Genomic DNA, 15,581 nt, shown 5'->3' with positions numbered 1-15,581 from the left:
GCGAAGCATGATGCGCGTGTGGGAGAAGCTCGGCGGCCGGCTGTCCCGGTGCTTGCAGTCGGAGTCCTGTCTGTCCGCCGCCGACTACACCCCGCAGGGACGGGAGGTGATCGCGGAGGCCGCGCCCCGCCATGTGGCGCGGTGCGCCGCCTGTTCATCGAGCCCTTGACTCCCGAGGAACTCCGCACCTTCGCCTCTGTGGCGGACCGCATTGTCGAGCACCTGGAGAAGCAGGCCTCGTAGTCCACCCGCTCCCCGGACGCGCCAGCCTGCGACCGGCCCGAGTGTACGTTCGTACGCTCCGGAGCGTACGAACGTACGCATGCTGACGGACCACTTCGCGAACGACCCGCGTACGAACCTGGAACGCATGCTCGCGGGCGACCTCAACATCGCCGACGATCCCGAGATCGCCCGCCGCCAGCAGCAGGCCGTCCGCCTGGCCACCCGCTATCAGGCCGCCTACGCCGAGGACGCCGACGCCGCCCGGCCGCTCCTCGTCGAACTGCTCGGTTTGCTGGGGGAGGAGGCGCATGTGCGACCGCCGCTGTACGTCGACTACGGCAGCAACATCACGATCGGCGCGCGCACCTTCGTCAACTACCACCTCACCGCGCTGGACGTCGCGGCCATCACCATCGGCGAGGACTGCCAGATCGGCCCCAACGTCCAACTGCTCACCCCCACCCACCCCCTCGAGCCGCAGCCGCGCCGCGACAAGCTGGAGGCCGCCCAGCCGATCACGATCGGCGACAACGTCTGGATCGGCGGCGGCGCCATCGTCCTGCCCGGCGTGACCATCGGCGACAACTCCGTCGTCGGCGCGGGCGCCGTCGTCACCAAGGACGTCCCCGCGAACGTCGTCGCCGTCGGCAACCCCGCCCGGCCGGTCCGGAATCTGTGACGGTGCTGCCATGGCCACCGGACGCACCGACCCCCAGCGCCGCGCACGCATCGTCGCCGCCACCCTCGACCTCATCACCGACGACGGCGTCGCCGGAGTCTCCCACCGCAAGATCGCCGCACGCGCCGGTGTGCCCCTGGGCTCGATGACCTACCACTTCAGCGGCATCGACGACCTGCTCCGCGAGGCGTTCCGCCACTTCACCGACCACATCGTCGCGCTGTTCGACGCCCACCTCGCGCCGCCGGCCGACCGCGACCAGGCCAGAGCGGCGGTGGCCGACCTCATCCACACGCTGTCCGAGGGAAGCCAGCGCGACCTCATCCTCACCCAGGAGCTCTACACACTCGCCGCACGCCAACCCTCCTACCGGGAACTCACCCAGGAATGGATGGCGAGCAGCCGCACCCACCTGGAAAAGCCTTCGACCCCGACACGGCTCGCCAACTGGACGCACTCATCGAGGGTCTGACCCTGCATCGCGCCCTGTCCCCGGCCCCCCCACGACCGCGCCCTCACCCTCGAGGCCGTCACCCGCGTCACCACCACCGGCCGGCGGGCCCACTAGCCGCCCGTGCGGCACAGACCTGACCGCTGTGCCGCACGGGCTCACGCGTTTCTGTATGTCGAAACTTTCGAGATGAATGGCGAGCGTTGTGTCGGCACATCGATGCCGCGCGCGTCGTCACCTGTCAGCCGCAAGGCATCGCGCTCGGCGCGGCTCCAAAACACCTGCGCTTCAGATGCGCCTGGTAGCGGTTCAAGTCCGCCTACCAGCGCGCATTCAAGCCGCCGACGCTTCCACTCAAGCAGTCCGAATTATTTCGAGCGATGACCTGGATGATCGCCAACGAACATTCGGAGAAGTTTCGGAAACAGACTCATTGACCGCCCTTCCGAGCCGGGCTCATACTCTCCAGCGATCGGCCTCGCGTAACGGTTGCACCGCGCCGGCATGGCGCGGACATCTCCTCATCCAGCCCTCACCAGGAGGAAGCATGGACAACGCCCTCGATCGCCCCATGAGCCGCAGGGGCTTCATCGGCCGCGCCGGAGCCCTGACGCTGGCCACGTCCGCGTCCGGTCTGCTGCTGCCCGCCACCGCCCACGCGGACACGACCATCACCACCAACCAGACCGGCATGAACAACGGCTTCTACTACTCGTTCTGGACCGACGGCGGCGGGTCGGTCTCCATGACCCTGGCATCCGGAGGCAGCTACCGCACCAACTGGACCAACTGCGGGAACTTCGTGGCCGGCAAGGGCTGGAGCAACGGCGGACGCAGGACGGTCCGCTACTCGGGCGGCTTCGCACCGTCCGGCAACGGCTACCTGACGCTCTACGGCTGGACGGCGAACCCGCTCGTGGAGTACTACATCGTCGACAACTGGGGCACCTACCGGCCGACCGGAACGTACAAGGGCACCGTCACCAGCGACGGCGGCACGTACGACATCTACCAGACCACGCGGTACAACGCCCCCTCCGTGGAAGGCATCAAGACCTTCAACCAGTACTGGAGCGTCCGGCAGTCGAAGCGGACGGGCGGAACCATCACCACCGGCAACCACTTCGACGCCTGGGCCCGCGCCGGAATGAGGCTGGGCAGCTTCAGCTACTACATGATCCTCGCCACCGAGGGCTACCAGAGCAGCGGAAGCTCCAACATCACTGTGAGCGGGTGAACTTCCCGTCCCACACGCCGACAGCCGAAACCCCTCGGAGAGGACCGACCCGCATGCGCACCGCACCCCGCTCCCTGGCCATGGGACTGGCCGTCGCCGCGACGGCCGTGGCGAGCACGGTCACGTCCGCCGTGGACGCCACCCCGGCGCACGCGGCCGCCTGCACCGGGTACGTCGGGCTCACCTTCGACGACGGCCCGTCCAACACCCACACCCCGGCCCTGCTCAACGCGCTCAGGCAGCACGGGTTGCGAGCCACGATGTTCAACCAGGGCCAGTACGCCGCCGCCTACCCCGCCCAGGTCCGGGCCCAGGTCAACGCCGGCATGTGGGTCGGCAACCACAGCTACACCCACCCGCACCTGACCCAGCTGAGCCAGTGGCAGATCGACTCCGAGATCTCCCGGACCCAGCAGGCCATCGCGGCAGCGGGCGGCGGCACGCCGAACCTGTTCCGTCCGCCTTACGGTGAGACCAACACCACGGTACGGACGGTCGCGGCCAAGTACGGCCTGACCCAGGTGCTTTGGGACGTCGACTCCCAGGACTGGAACGGCGCCGGCACCGACGCCATCGTGCAGGCGGCCGCCCGGCTGACCAACGGGCAGACCATCCTCATGCACGAGTGGTCCGCGAACACGCTCGCCGCGATCCCGCGCATCGCGCAGACACTGGCGAGCAAGGGCCTGTGCACCGGCAGGATCTCCCCGCAGACCGGCCGCGCGGTGGCCCCCTGACAGCGGATCCGTCGCCCGCCCCCCACTTGAGGCCTGGACCGGAGATGTGGACCGGCCTGTGACCTGGCTGATAAACGGGGGCGGGCGCACCACAGTCGACGTACTGTCGCTGCATGATCTTTCGTTCCATCACCGAAGCGGAAGCCGGCCGGGTGGCAGCCATACCGGTCGACGACGCCGTCGGCTCGATCCCCGCCGAGCGCTACCTCGATGAGCTGCACCAGGGCATGTACCGGCCGGAGTGGACCTGGATCGCCGAGGAAGGCGACCAGGTGGTGGCACGTGCCCTGTGGTGGGGCCGCCCGGCCGATGAGCATCCCGTCGCCCTGGACTGCCTGCAGGTGGACACCCGGGTCACCGACCGTGCGGCGGTCGGGGCCGAGCTGCTGAAGGCGGGTCAGAAGACCTTTGCCGCGCAGGGTGCACCCGCTCCGCCGCTCTACAACCTGACGCTGCCCGTCGGCTGGCGCGACGACGCGGCCGCCGTGGCCGCCCTGGCCTGGCGGCGCGACGCCGCACTGGCCGCCGGGCTCACCGACGAGGTGGAGCGGTGGCGCCTGGAGTGGACGCCCGAGGCCGGCGTCCCGGCCGCCAGTGGCCGTCTGGTCTTCACCGAAGGCACCGACGAGGAGTTTCTGCGGGTCTTCCGGCAGGTCGCGGTGGGCAGTCTGGACCACGAGACCCGCAGAAAGCTCGCCGCGATGGGCGCCGAGGCCACCGCGCGGGAGGAAATGGACTTCTACCTCGGCTGCCCCGGCGAGCGCGCGTGGTGGCGCCTGGCCCGCACGCTTGACGGGAAGGTCGCGGGGCTGGCCGTCCCCTCGGCGACCCCCTACCACCGTAACGTCGGCTACCTGGGCGTCGTCCCCGAGTTCCGCGGCCACGGTTATGTCGACGACCTGCTGGCGGAGATCACCCGCGTGCACGCGCGGTCGGGCGCCGAGTTGATCACCGCTACGACGGACACGGGCAACGCGCCCATGGCGGCGGCCTTCACCCGCGCCGGTTACCGGACCGCGCAGGTTCGCGTGATCTACTCGTCGCCCACGTCGTGATCCGCGATCCATTCATGGCCCGGCACCGCGTCGGCAACGTCGTCGCCGCGGAGCGGGAAGTTTCGTAGATTCACCTGGTGACCTATGACATAACGCTCGTGCGGGTTCAGCCGGGCCTGACGCTTCACGAGACGCTCGACCGCCTCAACGCCGGCTTCGATCCCGATGCCGACCTGCCCCGGCTCCGACTCACCGACGCACAGCGGGCCGAGTGGGAACGCATCCTGGACCGGGTGTCGCGGGAGACCGGACCCGTCGAGTCCGAGGAGTACCTCTACAGCCTGACCCTGGAGACGGTCGGTCCGCCGGGACGCGTGCAGCTTGACTACTGTGGGGACACAGCCAACATCGAGGTCGCCTACCGCCACTCGGGGACGGCGGCGTCGGCGGTGATGGAACTGGCCTACCGCATCGCTCGCATCGTCGAGGAAGAGAGCGGCCTGACCGGCCATGACTTCGAGGTGGACCAACCTACGGCAACGGGCGACCCCGCCCGTGCTGCCGCCCGGCTGAGCGGCGTCTCCGATTGGGCGCAGCACCACTTGCGCTAGGTAGCGTCTTGGTGATCACATGTGGAGCCGGATGCGGGTGCTGGCCAGGGTGATGGCGGCGAGGTAGCGGCCGGGCTGCTTCTGATAGCGGGTAGCGATGCCTCGCCACTGCCTGAGATGGTGGAAGCAGCGTTCGACGACGTTGCGGCGCCGGTAGAAGGCCCGAGCCGGAGGCGCTCGAGCAGGTGAGGACCCGGATCGGCGAACCGTAGGCGGTCTATGCATCGTGCCAGTGCATGGACGCGGCCCGGGTCTTCCTCTGCCGGGTTACGGCCTGCGCGCGGCTGGTGCGAACAGGCCCTCCGGGTCGTACGTGGCGCGGGTGCGCTGGAGCCGCTCCTCGTGCGAGCCGAAGACCGCGCCCCGCAGCTCGCTCGCGTCCTCGCCGAGCCCGGCGAAGTTGACGTACGTCCCGCCGCTCGAGAACGGCTTCATCGCGTCCCATGCCGAGCGCGCCCACCCGATCGCGGCCTCGTCCAGGGCGGGGTCACGCCAGCCCGCGTCGATGCTCACGTTGTAGCGCGCGGACCGGTGCGCGAACGCGCTGTCATCGGGGCCCACGCGCGCCACAGCGCCGCCCAGGGTGCGGATGACGATCAGGCTCTCCGGAGTCGGCCGCCGGGAGTCCCAGTCCACCAGAGTCCGGATGGCCTCGTCCGTCAGTTCCTCCATGAAGTGCGACTTCATGAAGTAGCGTTCGCCGTCGGGAAACCGCCAGGTATTCGCGCTCTGCAGCGCGACGTACGGCACGGTTCCGCTCAGGTCCATGAGGGGCGGACCCAGTTCGCGCTGCGGCGCCAGCGCGGCGGTGGCGCCGTCACCCGGCGGGCCGCCGTACACGGCGCCGACCATCACGCAATTCGATCGGTGCAGTTCCTGCGGGATGTTGGGGTCGGCGGGGACGCTCCAGAGCAGGAGCTCCGGCGTGACCGTCTCCGGAGCGGTGTACGCAGCGTCCCGCCAGGCCCGCAGCACTTCCTCGGCGCGCTCGTAGGGGTGGAGAACCAGCACCCCGGTCACCTCCGGACCGAGCACATGAAGGCCAAACTCGAAGGACGTGACGACGCCCAGGCCCCGGCCCCCGCCGCGCGCCGCCCAGAACATGTCGGGCTCCTCCTCACGGCTCGCCGTGCGCACCATGCCGTCCGCGGTGACGATCTCCAGCGAGCGGACGCTGTCGCAGCTCAGCCCGAACGTCCGCATCACGAACCCGAAGCCGCCGCCGAGCGTGAGACCCGCGATCCCGGTCGCCGAAATCTCCCCGCCAGGCGTGACCAGCCCGTGCAGCTGGGTCTCACGGTCCAGTTCGCCCCAGGTCACGCCCGCCTGGGCGCGCGCGGTGCGGGCCGAGGGGTCGACGTGCACGCCCTTCATGTCCGACAAGTCGATCACCAGGCCGTCGTCGCACACACCGCTCCCCGCGACCTGGTGCCCGCCGCCGCGGATGCTCACGACCGGCCGGTGCTCGCGTGCGGCCTCCACAGCCTCGACGACGTCGGCCGTCCCGGCGCACCGGGCGATCACCGCGGGCCGGCGGTCGATCAGCCCGTTCCATACGGCCCGCGCCTCGTCGTAACCGGGGTGACGGCGGTCGATCACCTCGCCCCGCAGCGAGGACCGGAGCCGTTCGGCCAGGGCCCGTTCGCGTGCCTCTGTCTGCTCGCTCGGCATGGGCCTCACCTCTCCCGGGTGCGCGATGAGAGCTGGTCCTCGTTCCACGCTATGCCGGAGCGGACGCCCCTGCATTTGCGGCAAGGTCCGGCTCGATCGCACCTCGTCGCCGCTTGCTTCCCAAAACGGCGAGCACGTGCTGTCCGTTCTCGTGTTCTGGCTCAGCTTGTTGGTGTGGCCACGCTGGGTGATCAGCGCATGCCTGGGGGTGCTGCGTGCCCCTGAGTCAGAACGGTGGGTCTTCGGAGTAGCCGCCTGTCCCGTCGGCCGCCCACCAGGAATCACGTTCCGCCTTGAGACGGGCGTAACGCTCGCGGGCTGCGATGTCGTCCGCGGTCTCGGTTGTAGCGGTCGGTGCTGGTGGCCAGCAGACGACGGGCGTGGCCGACCAGCTCGACCCGGTGCGCGGTGAGGACGGGATGCTCTGCGAGGGGGATCGCCGCGACCAGGGCCGCGTCGCGTACGTCCGCGTTGTCGTGGCTGAGAAGGGGATGAACAGCGGAGAAGATCGCCGGGCGCAGGTCTCGGAACTCGCGCATCTCCCCGTACTCGTCGAGGAACGCCTTGCCAAAGTGGCGTTCGCCGATGGCGGCGCACTCGTCGTCGGCGTCGTACGCGGTGTCGCTGAGCCACTTGAGCAGTCTCACGAGGGTGGGGCGGTGGCTGCCGGCATCGTGGCCGAAGTCGTCTGCCGCGATGGCCGGGTGGTTGAGGATGGCGGCGGCGTAGAGCGCTACGGGCACGGTGGCTTCGTAGATGGTGTTCTGGTGGGTCACTTCCCTGAGCGCGTTGTCGGTGGCGGCCGCCCTGACGACGGGGTCGGGGCTGAGGATGCGTGCCAGCGTTGTCGGCAGGGATTCGCCTGTCCCGCGCGCGGTGGCGAGGGACGCCCAATCTGTACCGTTCAGAAGCGCTTGATAGTGAGGTAGCTCGTGGGGGCGGGGATTCTCGATCCGGCTGCGGCTGTTGGTCACAGGCGGAGGCTATGGCCTCTATGAGCCAGTGTGGCGCGGGGTGTTATCGGATCGGGTGGTGGCCGACAAGGGCTACTCGGCCCGCACCTTCCGCGCCTACCTACGCAGACGGGGAATCACGGCGACCATTCCCGAGCGTGTCGACCAGCTCGCGGGCCGACGACGGCGCCGCGAACGACCCCGCGGCTTCGACAGGGCCTTCTACCGGCGCCGCAACGTCGTCGAACGCTGCTTCCACCGTCTCAAGCAGTGGCGAGGCATCGCTGCCCGCTATCAGAAGCAGCCCGGCCGCTATCTCGCCGTCGTCACCCTGGCCAGCACCCGCATCCGGCTCCACATGTGATCGCCAAGACGCTACCTAGCCCCTGTCGGCGCCGGCAGCGTCGTCGGCCGAGGGTGTTCGGGGAGCCCAGTGCGGTGGAAGGGCGGCACTGGGCTCCACTGTCTGGGTCAGCCCGTGTGGACCTTCAGCGCCGTCCGGACGGCGGACTCGAGGGCGCCTTCGATCCAGGCGGGCTTGATGGAGGTGTGGTCGCCCGCGAAATGGAGCGGACCTTCCGAGGTGGGGATGTCGGGGAACAGCTCCGCGTGCTGGCCGGGGAAGAGCACGGACGCCTCACCGTAGGCGTAGTGGTCGCGCATCCACGACTGGGTCCGGCACTTGGTGGTGAAGAAGACCTCGCAGCGCCGGCCGAAGACGGCCTGGACTCCGGCGAGCGCGCGCAGATAGCGCTCCTCGTCGGCGTACGCGTCCCACTTGAGGGCGTCGTCGGACCAGCTGTAGGAGGCGAGCATGACGCCTCCCTCGCTGCCCTCCATGGGGTGGGCGTGCTCGAAGTACATGAAGCGGTTGGCGTTGTCGCTCACGGAGCCACCGCCGCGGACGTGAGCGGCTTCGGGCTCGCTGCTCATGGCGGGGCGGAAGGCCGCGAAGCACTTCTTGTATTCGTCGGAGATCGTGACCCCAAGGTCCTTCACGGACCGGTGCGCGCCGAGATACGTGCCGTCGTCGACCTTGCCCGCCTCGTACCTGTGGTAGAGGCCGTCCTCGATGGAGTTCAGCGCTTCCTTCCACTGCTCCTCGGTGAACTCCCACCAGCGGCGGGAGAACTCCAGCAGCACCTTGGTCGCGGCATCGTAGTGCAGCTCCGTGATGGCCCGGCGCTTGCCGTAGCTCAGCGGGGGATCGAAGGCCACATGGCGCAGGCCGGAGAAGGGAACGGTGATGATCGCCTCGTCGCCCTCGAAGACTTCCGTGACACCCCCGTGGCCGGTCTGGCAGTCCTCGGAGACGGTGTGCACTCTCACCTTGCCGCCGCCGTGATCGACGCGTACGGCGCGCCGGTCGAGCCGTACCTTGCCCTTCACGGGCGCGTACAGCGCGTCGACGAGCGCCGCGGTGCCGCCCTTGATCTCCCAGAACTTGGTCTTGGGGTCGATCAGCGCGCTGGACAGGAAGCTGTGCAGGAACGAGAGGTGCAGCCGTGAGGTCAGGTTCTGGATCGTGCCGACCAGGTCGATGGTCCGGGTGTCGAGCTTGGCGACTTCGGTGAGGTACCGGTACATGGACCAGTGGCCGTACCTCTGGAGGACCTCGACCCAACCGTTGACGAGGGCCGTTCCCTCCTTGCCCCGGATGAGTCGGTGGGCGGGTTCGAGGGCCTCCGCGAGGATGGCGGAGGCGGTCTTCGTGCGGTTGGGGCCCGTGACGCCGAAGGTGTCGTTGACCTTCTCGGGGTTCTTCTCGTAGTCGGCCCGGCGCACGTGCACGCCGTTGACGTGGATCCAGGTGCGGTTGGCCCGCTTCGTCGGGTTCTCGACTTCCACGTCCACCAGGAGGAACTCCTGGCGCGGCAGGTCGAACTTCTCGAGCAGCGTCATGAGGAGCGGATGGCTGTCGGGCAGCCGCATGGCCCCGGCTTCGGCGTACTGCTTGGGGTCGGCGAAGGGCTGCGTCCCGTTCTCGTGGCCGCCCTTGCGGAAGGTCTTGATGCGGCCGCCGACGCGGTTGCCGTTGGCCTCGATCACGACGACATCGTGACCCGCGCGGTTGAGCAGGTCGGCGGCGAGCAGACCCGCCGGTCCGGCGCCGACGATCAGGACCCGCTTCGTCGCCTTCCCCCGGCTCGGGGGCAGGCCGTTCTCGATCGCCTTCACATAGGTCGGGACGAGCGATGTGTCGTGCTCGTCGTAGACGGTGATGGCGCGGGCGACCGTGGTGAGCGCCTGGCTGCCGACGCCGGGTGGCACCGCGGCCGGCACTGTCGAGGGGGCGGTGGCCGGGCTCAGCGCGGTCGCGGGTGCGGCGGAGGCGGCGGTGAGCCCGGCGGCGATCGCGGAGGCACCGGCGACCGTGACCACGGAACGCCGCGAGGGCCGTGCGCGGTCCGATGGGGGCGAGGGGAGAAAGGTGTGTGAAGCATCGACGTGGAGTTGCTCTTCGCTCGATGCGTGCGCGTTCTTCGTGGCCGGCGTGCTGACGTCTGAGGTGCTGATGTCCTGTGTGCTCATCGCGGACCACTGTTGGCGTACGCCCCAGGCCCAGGAAGTGCCTTCACACGGACGAGGACCGTAAACCCCTCGACCGGTGTGAACGCGGCGCCTTCTCTTGACGGCTCTTGCGGGCTCTTGACCTGGCCGGCGGCAGCCCGCTGTCGCCATCGGGCGGCGGAAAGTGCACAAAGCTAAAATTCCAGACATGCCAGACGCGGCAGAGCGGTCTGCAACGCCGCCCCCGCCGGAACTCGTGCTCGGGACCGAGGGGGACGCCCTGGTCGTGGCCCCGGGCCGGGTGCGTCACATCGGACGCGACCCCTCGTGGCGTCACGAGTCCGCGATCATGCGGAAGTAACGGAAGCGGAAGACATGGCCACCTCCGACGTCGGCTTCCTGCCGACCCATGTCGTACCGAGCGACGGACTGGACGCCTGGGAGGCTCCGGACGTGTCCCGGCCGACCGTGCCGCTCGACCCGCTTCTCCCCGTCCAGCTGGTCGAACGGCGCGGTGACTGGGGTCGCATCGTGTGCCACAACGGCTGGTCGGCCTGGGTCGACGGCCGGCTGCTGGTCGCCGTGCCGCAGACCCCGCCCATGGCCGGAGCACCGCCCGACCGTACGGCCGACCCGCGCCCGCTGCTGGCCCGGGTGAAGGACTTGCTCGACCGCTACGCGCTGGCCGTGGGTGACATAGCGGCGGGAAAGACGGACGGCGAAGCCTTCCGGCGGCGGACATACGGGCTGCGGGCCGGATTGGTGATCGACGGGGAGACGGCGTGGCTGTACGACGCCGAGCAGGAGCGCTGGGTGTACTGCGACGGCGCACGGATCGGAACCTACGCCGTCACGTCCGACCCGTCCGCCGAGAAGGCCCCGTCGACGCCGCCGGCACATCCCGCCGGCGAGACCCCGCCGCCGACGCGACCGGCCGCCCGGGACACCCCGGCGCCGACGGAGATCGTGGACTGGCCGGGGGAACACCACTGACCCGGCGCTGACCCGGTGCGCGTGCGCCTCCGGGTGGGCGAAATGTGTTGGCCGGATCAGAAGCGCACAATGGTCTAAAGGGGTGAAACCCAGACAAAGTGCCATGAAGCTGTCGTGAGGCTTCCTAGTACGCGATCCCTACGCCCGGCGGGAGGGGAAGCCGTGAGTTCCGAACCGTTGTCAGAGCGTCCCACCGGGCCTCCGTCCGGCCCTCTCGCCGGGCGCACTCCGACCGGACCGGGCGGACCTCCGCCGCCCCCGCCACCCAGCGGCGGCAGGCCGCGCGGACCAGGTGGTCCGGGCGGGCCGGGCGGCCCGAAGCAGCGACCTGGCGGAGGAGGGCACGGCCCCTGGTGGCGCTCCGTGCCGCGGATCACCGGGATCATCATCCTGGTCGTCGGTGTCGTCCTGGCCATCGCCCTCATCCGCCCGGGCGGCGGACCGGCCCAGGCCAGCGAGGTCATCCTGCAGCCCACAGACTCGAGCGGGCCGGACCCGTTCACCCCGTCGACCGCGAACACGACCTCGTCGATGCCGGCCGCCGCGCCCAGCGAACCTCCCACCGAGAGCAACGCCCTCCGCAGCGTGGCGGGGTCGGAACCCGGCCTCTACGGCGGGACCCAGAACACCGCCAGCTGCGACGTGGAGAAGCAGATCCGTTATCTGAGCGCCGACCAGGCCAGGAACAAGGCCTTCGCCTCGGTTCTGGGCATCAAGGAGTCCGCGGTCGCCGACCATCTGCAGTCGCTGACGCCCGTACAGCTGCGGTCCGACACCCGGATCACCAACCACGGATACCGCGACGGCGCCCCCACCAGCTACCAGGCCGTGCTCCAGGCCGGTACGGCCGTCCTCGTCGACGGCCACGGAGAGCCGCAGGTGCGCTGCGCCTGTGGCAACCCGCTCACCGGGGCGGTCGCCCAGAAGGGCACGCCCAAGCAGAAGGGGGACGCCTGGTCCGGATACCAGCCGCAGAACGTGGTCGTCGTCAACCGCTCGACCACTGAGGTCAAGGAATTCGTGATCTTCGACCAGGAGGACCGGGACTGGGTCCGCCGCCCCTCGGGTGACCATGGCGACAGCGACAAGAAGACCACTCCGCCGGAGAAGCACTGGCCACTGCCGCCTGCGAACGAGCCGCAGGAACCCAAGCCCGACACCGGCTCGCGGGACCACAAGCCGGATGACGGCAAGCCTGGCGATGGGAAGCCGGACGACGGCAAGCCGGGTGACGGCAAGGACGAAGGCAAGCCGGGCGATGGCAAGGGGGACGGGAAGGACGGCAAGGACGGGAAGGACGGCAAGGACGGGAAGGACGGGAAGGACGGCAAGGACGGCAAGGACGAAGGCAAGCCGGGCGATGGCAAGGGCGACGGCAAGGAAGGTGAGGACGGCAAGGGCGACGGCAAGGACGGGACGGATGGCAAGGGCGACGGCAAGGACGGGAAGGACGGCGAGGACGGCAAGGGCGACGGCAAGGACGGGACGGATGGCAAGGGCGACGGCAAGGACGGGAAGGACGGCAAGGGCGACGGCAAGGACGGTGAGGACGGCAAGGGCGACGGCGAGGACGGTGAGGACGGCAAGGGCGACGGCGAGGACGGGACGGACGGCGAGGACGGCAAGGGCGACGGCGAGGACGTCAAGCCGGGCGATGGCCAGGATGAGGGCGAGCCGGGTGACGGTGGCGAGCCGGACCCTGCCGACCCCATCGACCCTGACGGCGACCCGGGCACCAACGACGGCGATCCCAACGTCAACCCCAACGACCCCGCACCGCAGCCCAACACCGAAGACGACTCCGACGTCGACGACAACCCCAACCTCAACCCAAACGACCCCGCACCGAAGCCCGACACCGGCGACGATCCCGCACCGAACCTGAACCCTGAGGACACCACACCCGACACAGACCCGGCTGACCCCAACCCGAACCCCAACCCGAACCCCAACCCGAACCCCAACCCGAACCCGAACCCCGCCGACCCGGCACCGAAGCCCAACGAGAACGGCGACCCCGCCCCGAACCTCAACCCTGACGAACCCGCGCCCGCGCCGAACAATGACGTCCCCGCGCCCAACGAGAACCCCAACCCGGGAGAGCCGAACCCGGTCGAACCCGACCCGGTCGAGCCCAACCCCGGCGACCCCAACCCGGCGGAGGGCCCCGCGGGCCCCGCTTGATATGCGATCTGGGGCAGGGCGAAGGAGCGGTCGGCGCGGACGACCCCGCACAGCACAAAGAGACGCCGGAGAGGCTGTGAGCCTCTCCGGCGTCTGCTGTGTCGGGGCTGTCAACCCGCCCCTCACTTGCCGAGCTTCGCCTTAAGATCCTTCTTGAACTGCTCCTTGATCTCCTTCTTGTCGACCGTGCCACCCTTGCCGGTACCGTCACCGCCCACGGCGGTGGCGTCACCCTGGTTGATGGCGTCGGCGCTGGCGCTCCCGCCGGTGGCGTTACCGGTGGTGATGGTGCACTTGCCCTTGCACTCGCCGACGCCGGAGTTGGCAGCACCGCCGGTGGCGGTCCCGCCGACGGTCGTATTCTCGGCATTGGCGCCGCCGCCGGTGCCGATGCCGTCGGCGCTGTCGGCCGGAGTGAGGGCGACGGCCTGCGTCGGGGCGGGGGCGGCCATGGCGGTCGCCGGCAGTGCGATACCGCCACCCACCAGCGCCACGGAAGCTCCGGCCAGAACCATGCGACGGGTCCAGATACGCTCGATCATGGGAATTCTCCAATTCAGTGTCTGAATGATTTTTTGAACCACCCCGCGGAATGTCCTCGGGGTAATTTCTCCGCCTCGCGTTCTCCGGGATTCCCCGGTGAGGAGGTACTTCCAATAAACCCTGTGGGAGAACGTGCGTCACGCCACTCGAATACGTGGCTTGACGCAGAGAGCCGATCTTGATAAAAGTCGCCGCCGACCGGCTCAGGGCGTGTGACATACGGCGCGGCCTTCGGCCGTATGGGGTGGCAGGCCGGGGGGAGAACACGCCGCACTTCACAAGATCCGGCTCGCGGCATGATCCGCACGTTAATGTCAACCTCGCATCAGCCCTCAGGGGATCCACCGGCGCCGGCACTCAACCGGACGTATCCGACCGACTGCCTCGGCGCCCACCCGCTCGGCGCGGGCGAAGACTTCGCACACGAATCCCGGAGAATTCCGATGAACAAGCGTTCCTGGGCCCGTCGTATCGTGCTGGCCACGGCTTCCGTGGCACTGGCCGGCGGCATGGCCCTCCCTGCGACCGCGATGGCCGCACCGGCAGTGCCTCAGTACGGCATCACCACCCTCGCCCACAGCAGTTACCTCCATACGGCCCACCACTCAGGCGGATGTCTCGGCATCTGCTCCGGCAGCACCAACACCGCCGTGGGTCACGGCGTCTCGGCCGACTGCCTGGGCCTCTGTGAGAACAGCACCAACACCGCCGTGGGCAACCGTGCCTCCGGCGTGTGCGAGGGCCTGTGTGGCGGCAGCGTGAACACCGCTGTCGGAGGCGGCGCGTTCAGCGAGTGCACGGGCCTCTGCGGCCTCAGCACCAACACCGCTGTCGGGGACGGTGCCTTCAACGGCTGCGCCGGTCTGTGCGACGGCAGTGTCAACACGGTCCGGACCGAGGACGTGCTGAGGTCCTCCAGCTTCGGGCCCGTGACGCTGGTCGGGCAGAGCGCGACGGCCGAAGACGACAAGGGCGAGGGCAAGGACGGCGGTTCCGGCGGCGACGCCACCGCCATCAGCGGCGATGCCAACGCCGAGAACAACACCGTCGGCGGCGAAGCCACCTCCGGCTCCGCCGACACCGGCATCGGCACCTGCATCGGCCGGTGCACCACGGGCAACGCGACAAGCGGCGATGCCTCCGCCGACGCCATCAACCAGGGTGACGCGACCGCCGTGACCGGTGACGCGACAGCCACGGGCGGCCAGGCCTGAGAAAGGCCTCAGCAGGACGCGGTGAGCGTCAGGAGCACAGCACAGACGCCGGAGAGGCCATGGGCCTCTCCGGCGTCTGCTGTGTCGGGGCTGTCAGCCAGCCCTCTCACTTGCCGAGCTTCGCCTTCAGATCCTTCTTGACCTGGTCCTTGATCTCCTGCTTGGTCACCTTGCCGCCCGTGCCGGTACCGTCACCGCCCACGGCGGTGGCATCACCCTGGTTGATGGCGTCGGCACTGGCGTTCCCGCCGGTGGCGTTACCGGTCTTGATCTCGCACTTGCCCTTGCAGCTGCCGACACCGCTGTTGGCAGCACCGCCGGTGGCCTCACCGCCGACGGTCGTATTCTCGGCATTGGCGTCACCGCCGGTGCCGATGCCGTCGGCGCTGTCGGCCGGAGTGAGGGCGACGGCCTGCGTCGGGGCGGGGGCGGCCATGGCGGTCGCCGGCAGTGCGATACCGCCACCCACCAGCGCCACGGAAGCTCCGGCCAGAACCATGCGACGGGTCCAGATACGCTCGATCATGGGAATTCTCCAATTCAGTGTCTGAGTGATTTTTTGAACCACCCCGTGGAA

Annotated in this window: 14 protein-coding genes and 2 pseudogenes; 11 read left to right on the top strand and 5 right to left on the bottom strand. The window is 69.4% G+C overall.

Annotated elements, in window-relative coordinates; all coding sequences use genetic code 11:
* Window positions 1-322: 322 nt before the first annotated feature.
* The 6 genes and pseudogenes from ACZ42A_RS24610 (at window position 323) to ACZ42A_RS24585 (ending at window position 4,935) form a co-directional block, all read left to right on the top strand.
* Entirely contained in the window at window positions 323-904 is a 582-nt protein-coding gene (locus tag ACZ42A_RS24610) for a sugar O-acetyltransferase (RefSeq protein ID WP_468529404.1), read from the top strand.
* A 10-nt stretch (window positions 905-914) separates the two neighbouring features.
* Window positions 915-1,472, top strand: a pseudogene (locus ACZ42A_RS24605) (TetR/AcrR family transcriptional regulator).
* Window positions 1,473-1,902: 430 nt separating this feature from the next.
* Window positions 1,903-2,592, top strand: coding sequence for a glycoside hydrolase family 11 protein (locus ACZ42A_RS24600; RefSeq protein ID WP_468529403.1), 690 nt, complete (start codon window positions 1,903-1,905; stop codon window positions 2,590-2,592).
* 53 nt (window positions 2,593-2,645) lie between these two features.
* Window positions 2,646-3,326: pseudogene (locus ACZ42A_RS24595) on the top strand (polysaccharide deacetylase family protein); the annotation flags it as partial.
* A 116-nt stretch (window positions 3,327-3,442) separates the two neighbouring features.
* Window positions 3,443-4,384 (top strand): GNAT family N-acetyltransferase, encoded by a 942-nt coding sequence (locus tag ACZ42A_RS24590; RefSeq protein ID WP_468529402.1) that lies wholly within the window; start codon window positions 3,443-3,445, stop codon window positions 4,382-4,384.
* 77 nt (window positions 4,385-4,461) lie between these two features.
* On the top strand, window positions 4,462-4,935 hold the full coding sequence (locus ACZ42A_RS24585; protein ID WP_468529401.1) for a hypothetical protein: 474 nt from the start codon (window positions 4,462-4,464) through the stop codon (window positions 4,933-4,935).
* Between the two features lie 267 nt (window positions 4,936-5,202).
* Here ACZ42A_RS24585 and ACZ42A_RS24580 read toward each other — a convergent pair whose 3' ends face one another.
* On the bottom strand, window positions 5,203-6,606 hold the full coding sequence (locus ACZ42A_RS24580; RefSeq protein WP_468529400.1) for an FAD-binding oxidoreductase: 1,404 nt from the start codon (window positions 6,604-6,606) through the stop codon (window positions 5,203-5,205).
* 281 nt (window positions 6,607-6,887) lie between these two features.
* A complete protein-coding gene (locus ACZ42A_RS24575; RefSeq protein WP_468529399.1) occupies window positions 6,888-7,580 on the bottom strand; it encodes a hypothetical protein in 693 nt (230 codons plus the stop codon).
* A 58-nt stretch (window positions 7,581-7,638) separates the two neighbouring features.
* On the opposite strand from ACZ42A_RS24575, the gene ACZ42A_RS24570 reads away from it, so the two are divergent.
* Window positions 7,639-7,923, top strand: coding sequence for a transposase (locus ACZ42A_RS24570; RefSeq protein WP_468529398.1), 285 nt, complete (start codon window positions 7,639-7,641; stop codon window positions 7,921-7,923).
* 107 nt (window positions 7,924-8,030) lie between these two features.
* On the opposite strand, the gene ACZ42A_RS24565 is transcribed toward ACZ42A_RS24570, so the two are convergent.
* On the bottom strand, window positions 8,031-10,091 hold the full coding sequence (locus ACZ42A_RS24565) for a flavin monoamine oxidase family protein (RefSeq protein ID WP_468529397.1): 2,061 nt from the start codon (window positions 10,089-10,091) through the stop codon (window positions 8,031-8,033).
* Between the two features lie 187 nt (window positions 10,092-10,278).
* Here ACZ42A_RS24565 and ACZ42A_RS24560 point away from each other — a divergent pair, with 187 nt between their 5' ends.
* The 3 genes from ACZ42A_RS24560 to ACZ42A_RS24550 all read left to right on the top strand — a co-directional run bounded on the left by ACZ42A_RS24560 (window position 10,279) and on the right by ACZ42A_RS24550 (window position 13,247).
* Entirely contained in the window at window positions 10,279-10,431 is a 153-nt protein-coding gene (locus tag ACZ42A_RS24560) for a hypothetical protein (protein ID WP_468529396.1), read from the top strand.
* 14 nt (window positions 10,432-10,445) lie between these two features.
* On the top strand, window positions 10,446-11,063 hold the full coding sequence (locus ACZ42A_RS24555; RefSeq protein ID WP_468529395.1) for a hypothetical protein: 618 nt from the start codon (window positions 10,446-10,448) through the stop codon (window positions 11,061-11,063).
* A gap of 363 nt (window positions 11,064-11,426) precedes the next feature.
* A complete protein-coding gene (locus ACZ42A_RS24550; protein WP_468529394.1) occupies window positions 11,427-13,247 on the top strand; it encodes a DUF6777 domain-containing protein in 1,821 nt (606 codons plus the stop codon).
* Between the two features lie 122 nt (window positions 13,248-13,369).
* Here the strand turns inward: ACZ42A_RS24550 and ACZ42A_RS24545 are convergent, their stop codons facing one another.
* Entirely contained in the window at window positions 13,370-13,789 is a 420-nt protein-coding gene (locus ACZ42A_RS24545) for a hypothetical protein (RefSeq protein ID WP_468529393.1), read from the bottom strand.
* A gap of 444 nt (window positions 13,790-14,233) precedes the next feature.
* Between ACZ42A_RS24545 and ACZ42A_RS24540 the strand changes: the two genes are divergently transcribed.
* Window positions 14,234-15,004, top strand: coding sequence for a hypothetical protein (locus ACZ42A_RS24540; RefSeq protein ID WP_468529392.1), 771 nt, complete (start codon window positions 14,234-14,236; stop codon window positions 15,002-15,004).
* A 106-nt stretch (window positions 15,005-15,110) separates the two neighbouring features.
* Here the strand turns inward: ACZ42A_RS24540 and ACZ42A_RS24535 are convergent, their stop codons facing one another.
* Window positions 15,111-15,530 carry a hypothetical protein gene (locus ACZ42A_RS24535; RefSeq protein ID WP_468529391.1) on the bottom strand — a complete coding sequence of 140 codons (420 nt, stop codon included), beginning with the start codon at window positions 15,528-15,530 and terminating at the stop codon, window positions 15,111-15,113.
* Between the last annotated feature and the right edge of the window lie 51 nt (window positions 15,531-15,581).

Source organism: Streptomyces sp. NPDC030838 (assembly GCF_055572035.1).
Note: the sequence above shows the minus strand (reverse complement) of the source record. Positions and strands in the feature narration are given on the sequence as shown.

What these genes read in the sequence shown, in the direction of transcription:
- ACZ42A_RS24540 (WP_468529392.1), top strand. Translation starts at nt 14,234, where the DNA reads ATGAACAAGCGTTCCTGGGCCCGTCGTATCGTGCTGGCCACGGCTTCC.
- ACZ42A_RS24560 (WP_468529396.1), top strand. Translation starts at nt 10,279, where the DNA reads ATGCCAGACGCGGCAGAGCGGTCTGCAACGCCGCCCCCGCCGGAACTC.
- ACZ42A_RS24580 (WP_468529400.1), bottom strand. Translation starts at nt 6,606, where the DNA reads ATGCCGAGCGAGCAGACAGAGGCACGCGAACGGGCCCTGGCCGAACGG.
- ACZ42A_RS24545 (WP_468529393.1), bottom strand. Translation starts at nt 13,789, where the DNA reads ATGATCGAGCGTATCTGGACCCGTCGCATGGTTCTGGCCGGAGCTTCC.
- ACZ42A_RS24610 (WP_468529404.1), top strand. Translation starts at nt 323, where the DNA reads ATGCTGACGGACCACTTCGCGAACGACCCGCGTACGAACCTGGAACGC.
- ACZ42A_RS24565 (WP_468529397.1), bottom strand. Translation starts at nt 10,091, where the DNA reads ATGAGCACACAGGACATCAGCACCTCAGACGTCAGCACGCCGGCCACG.
- ACZ42A_RS24590 (WP_468529402.1), top strand. Translation starts at nt 3,443, where the DNA reads ATGATCTTTCGTTCCATCACCGAAGCGGAAGCCGGCCGGGTGGCAGCC.
- ACZ42A_RS24600 (WP_468529403.1), top strand. Translation starts at nt 1,903, where the DNA reads ATGGACAACGCCCTCGATCGCCCCATGAGCCGCAGGGGCTTCATCGGC.
- ACZ42A_RS24535 (WP_468529391.1), bottom strand. Translation starts at nt 15,530, where the DNA reads ATGATCGAGCGTATCTGGACCCGTCGCATGGTTCTGGCCGGAGCTTCC.
- ACZ42A_RS24555 (WP_468529395.1), top strand. Translation starts at nt 10,446, where the DNA reads ATGGCCACCTCCGACGTCGGCTTCCTGCCGACCCATGTCGTACCGAGC.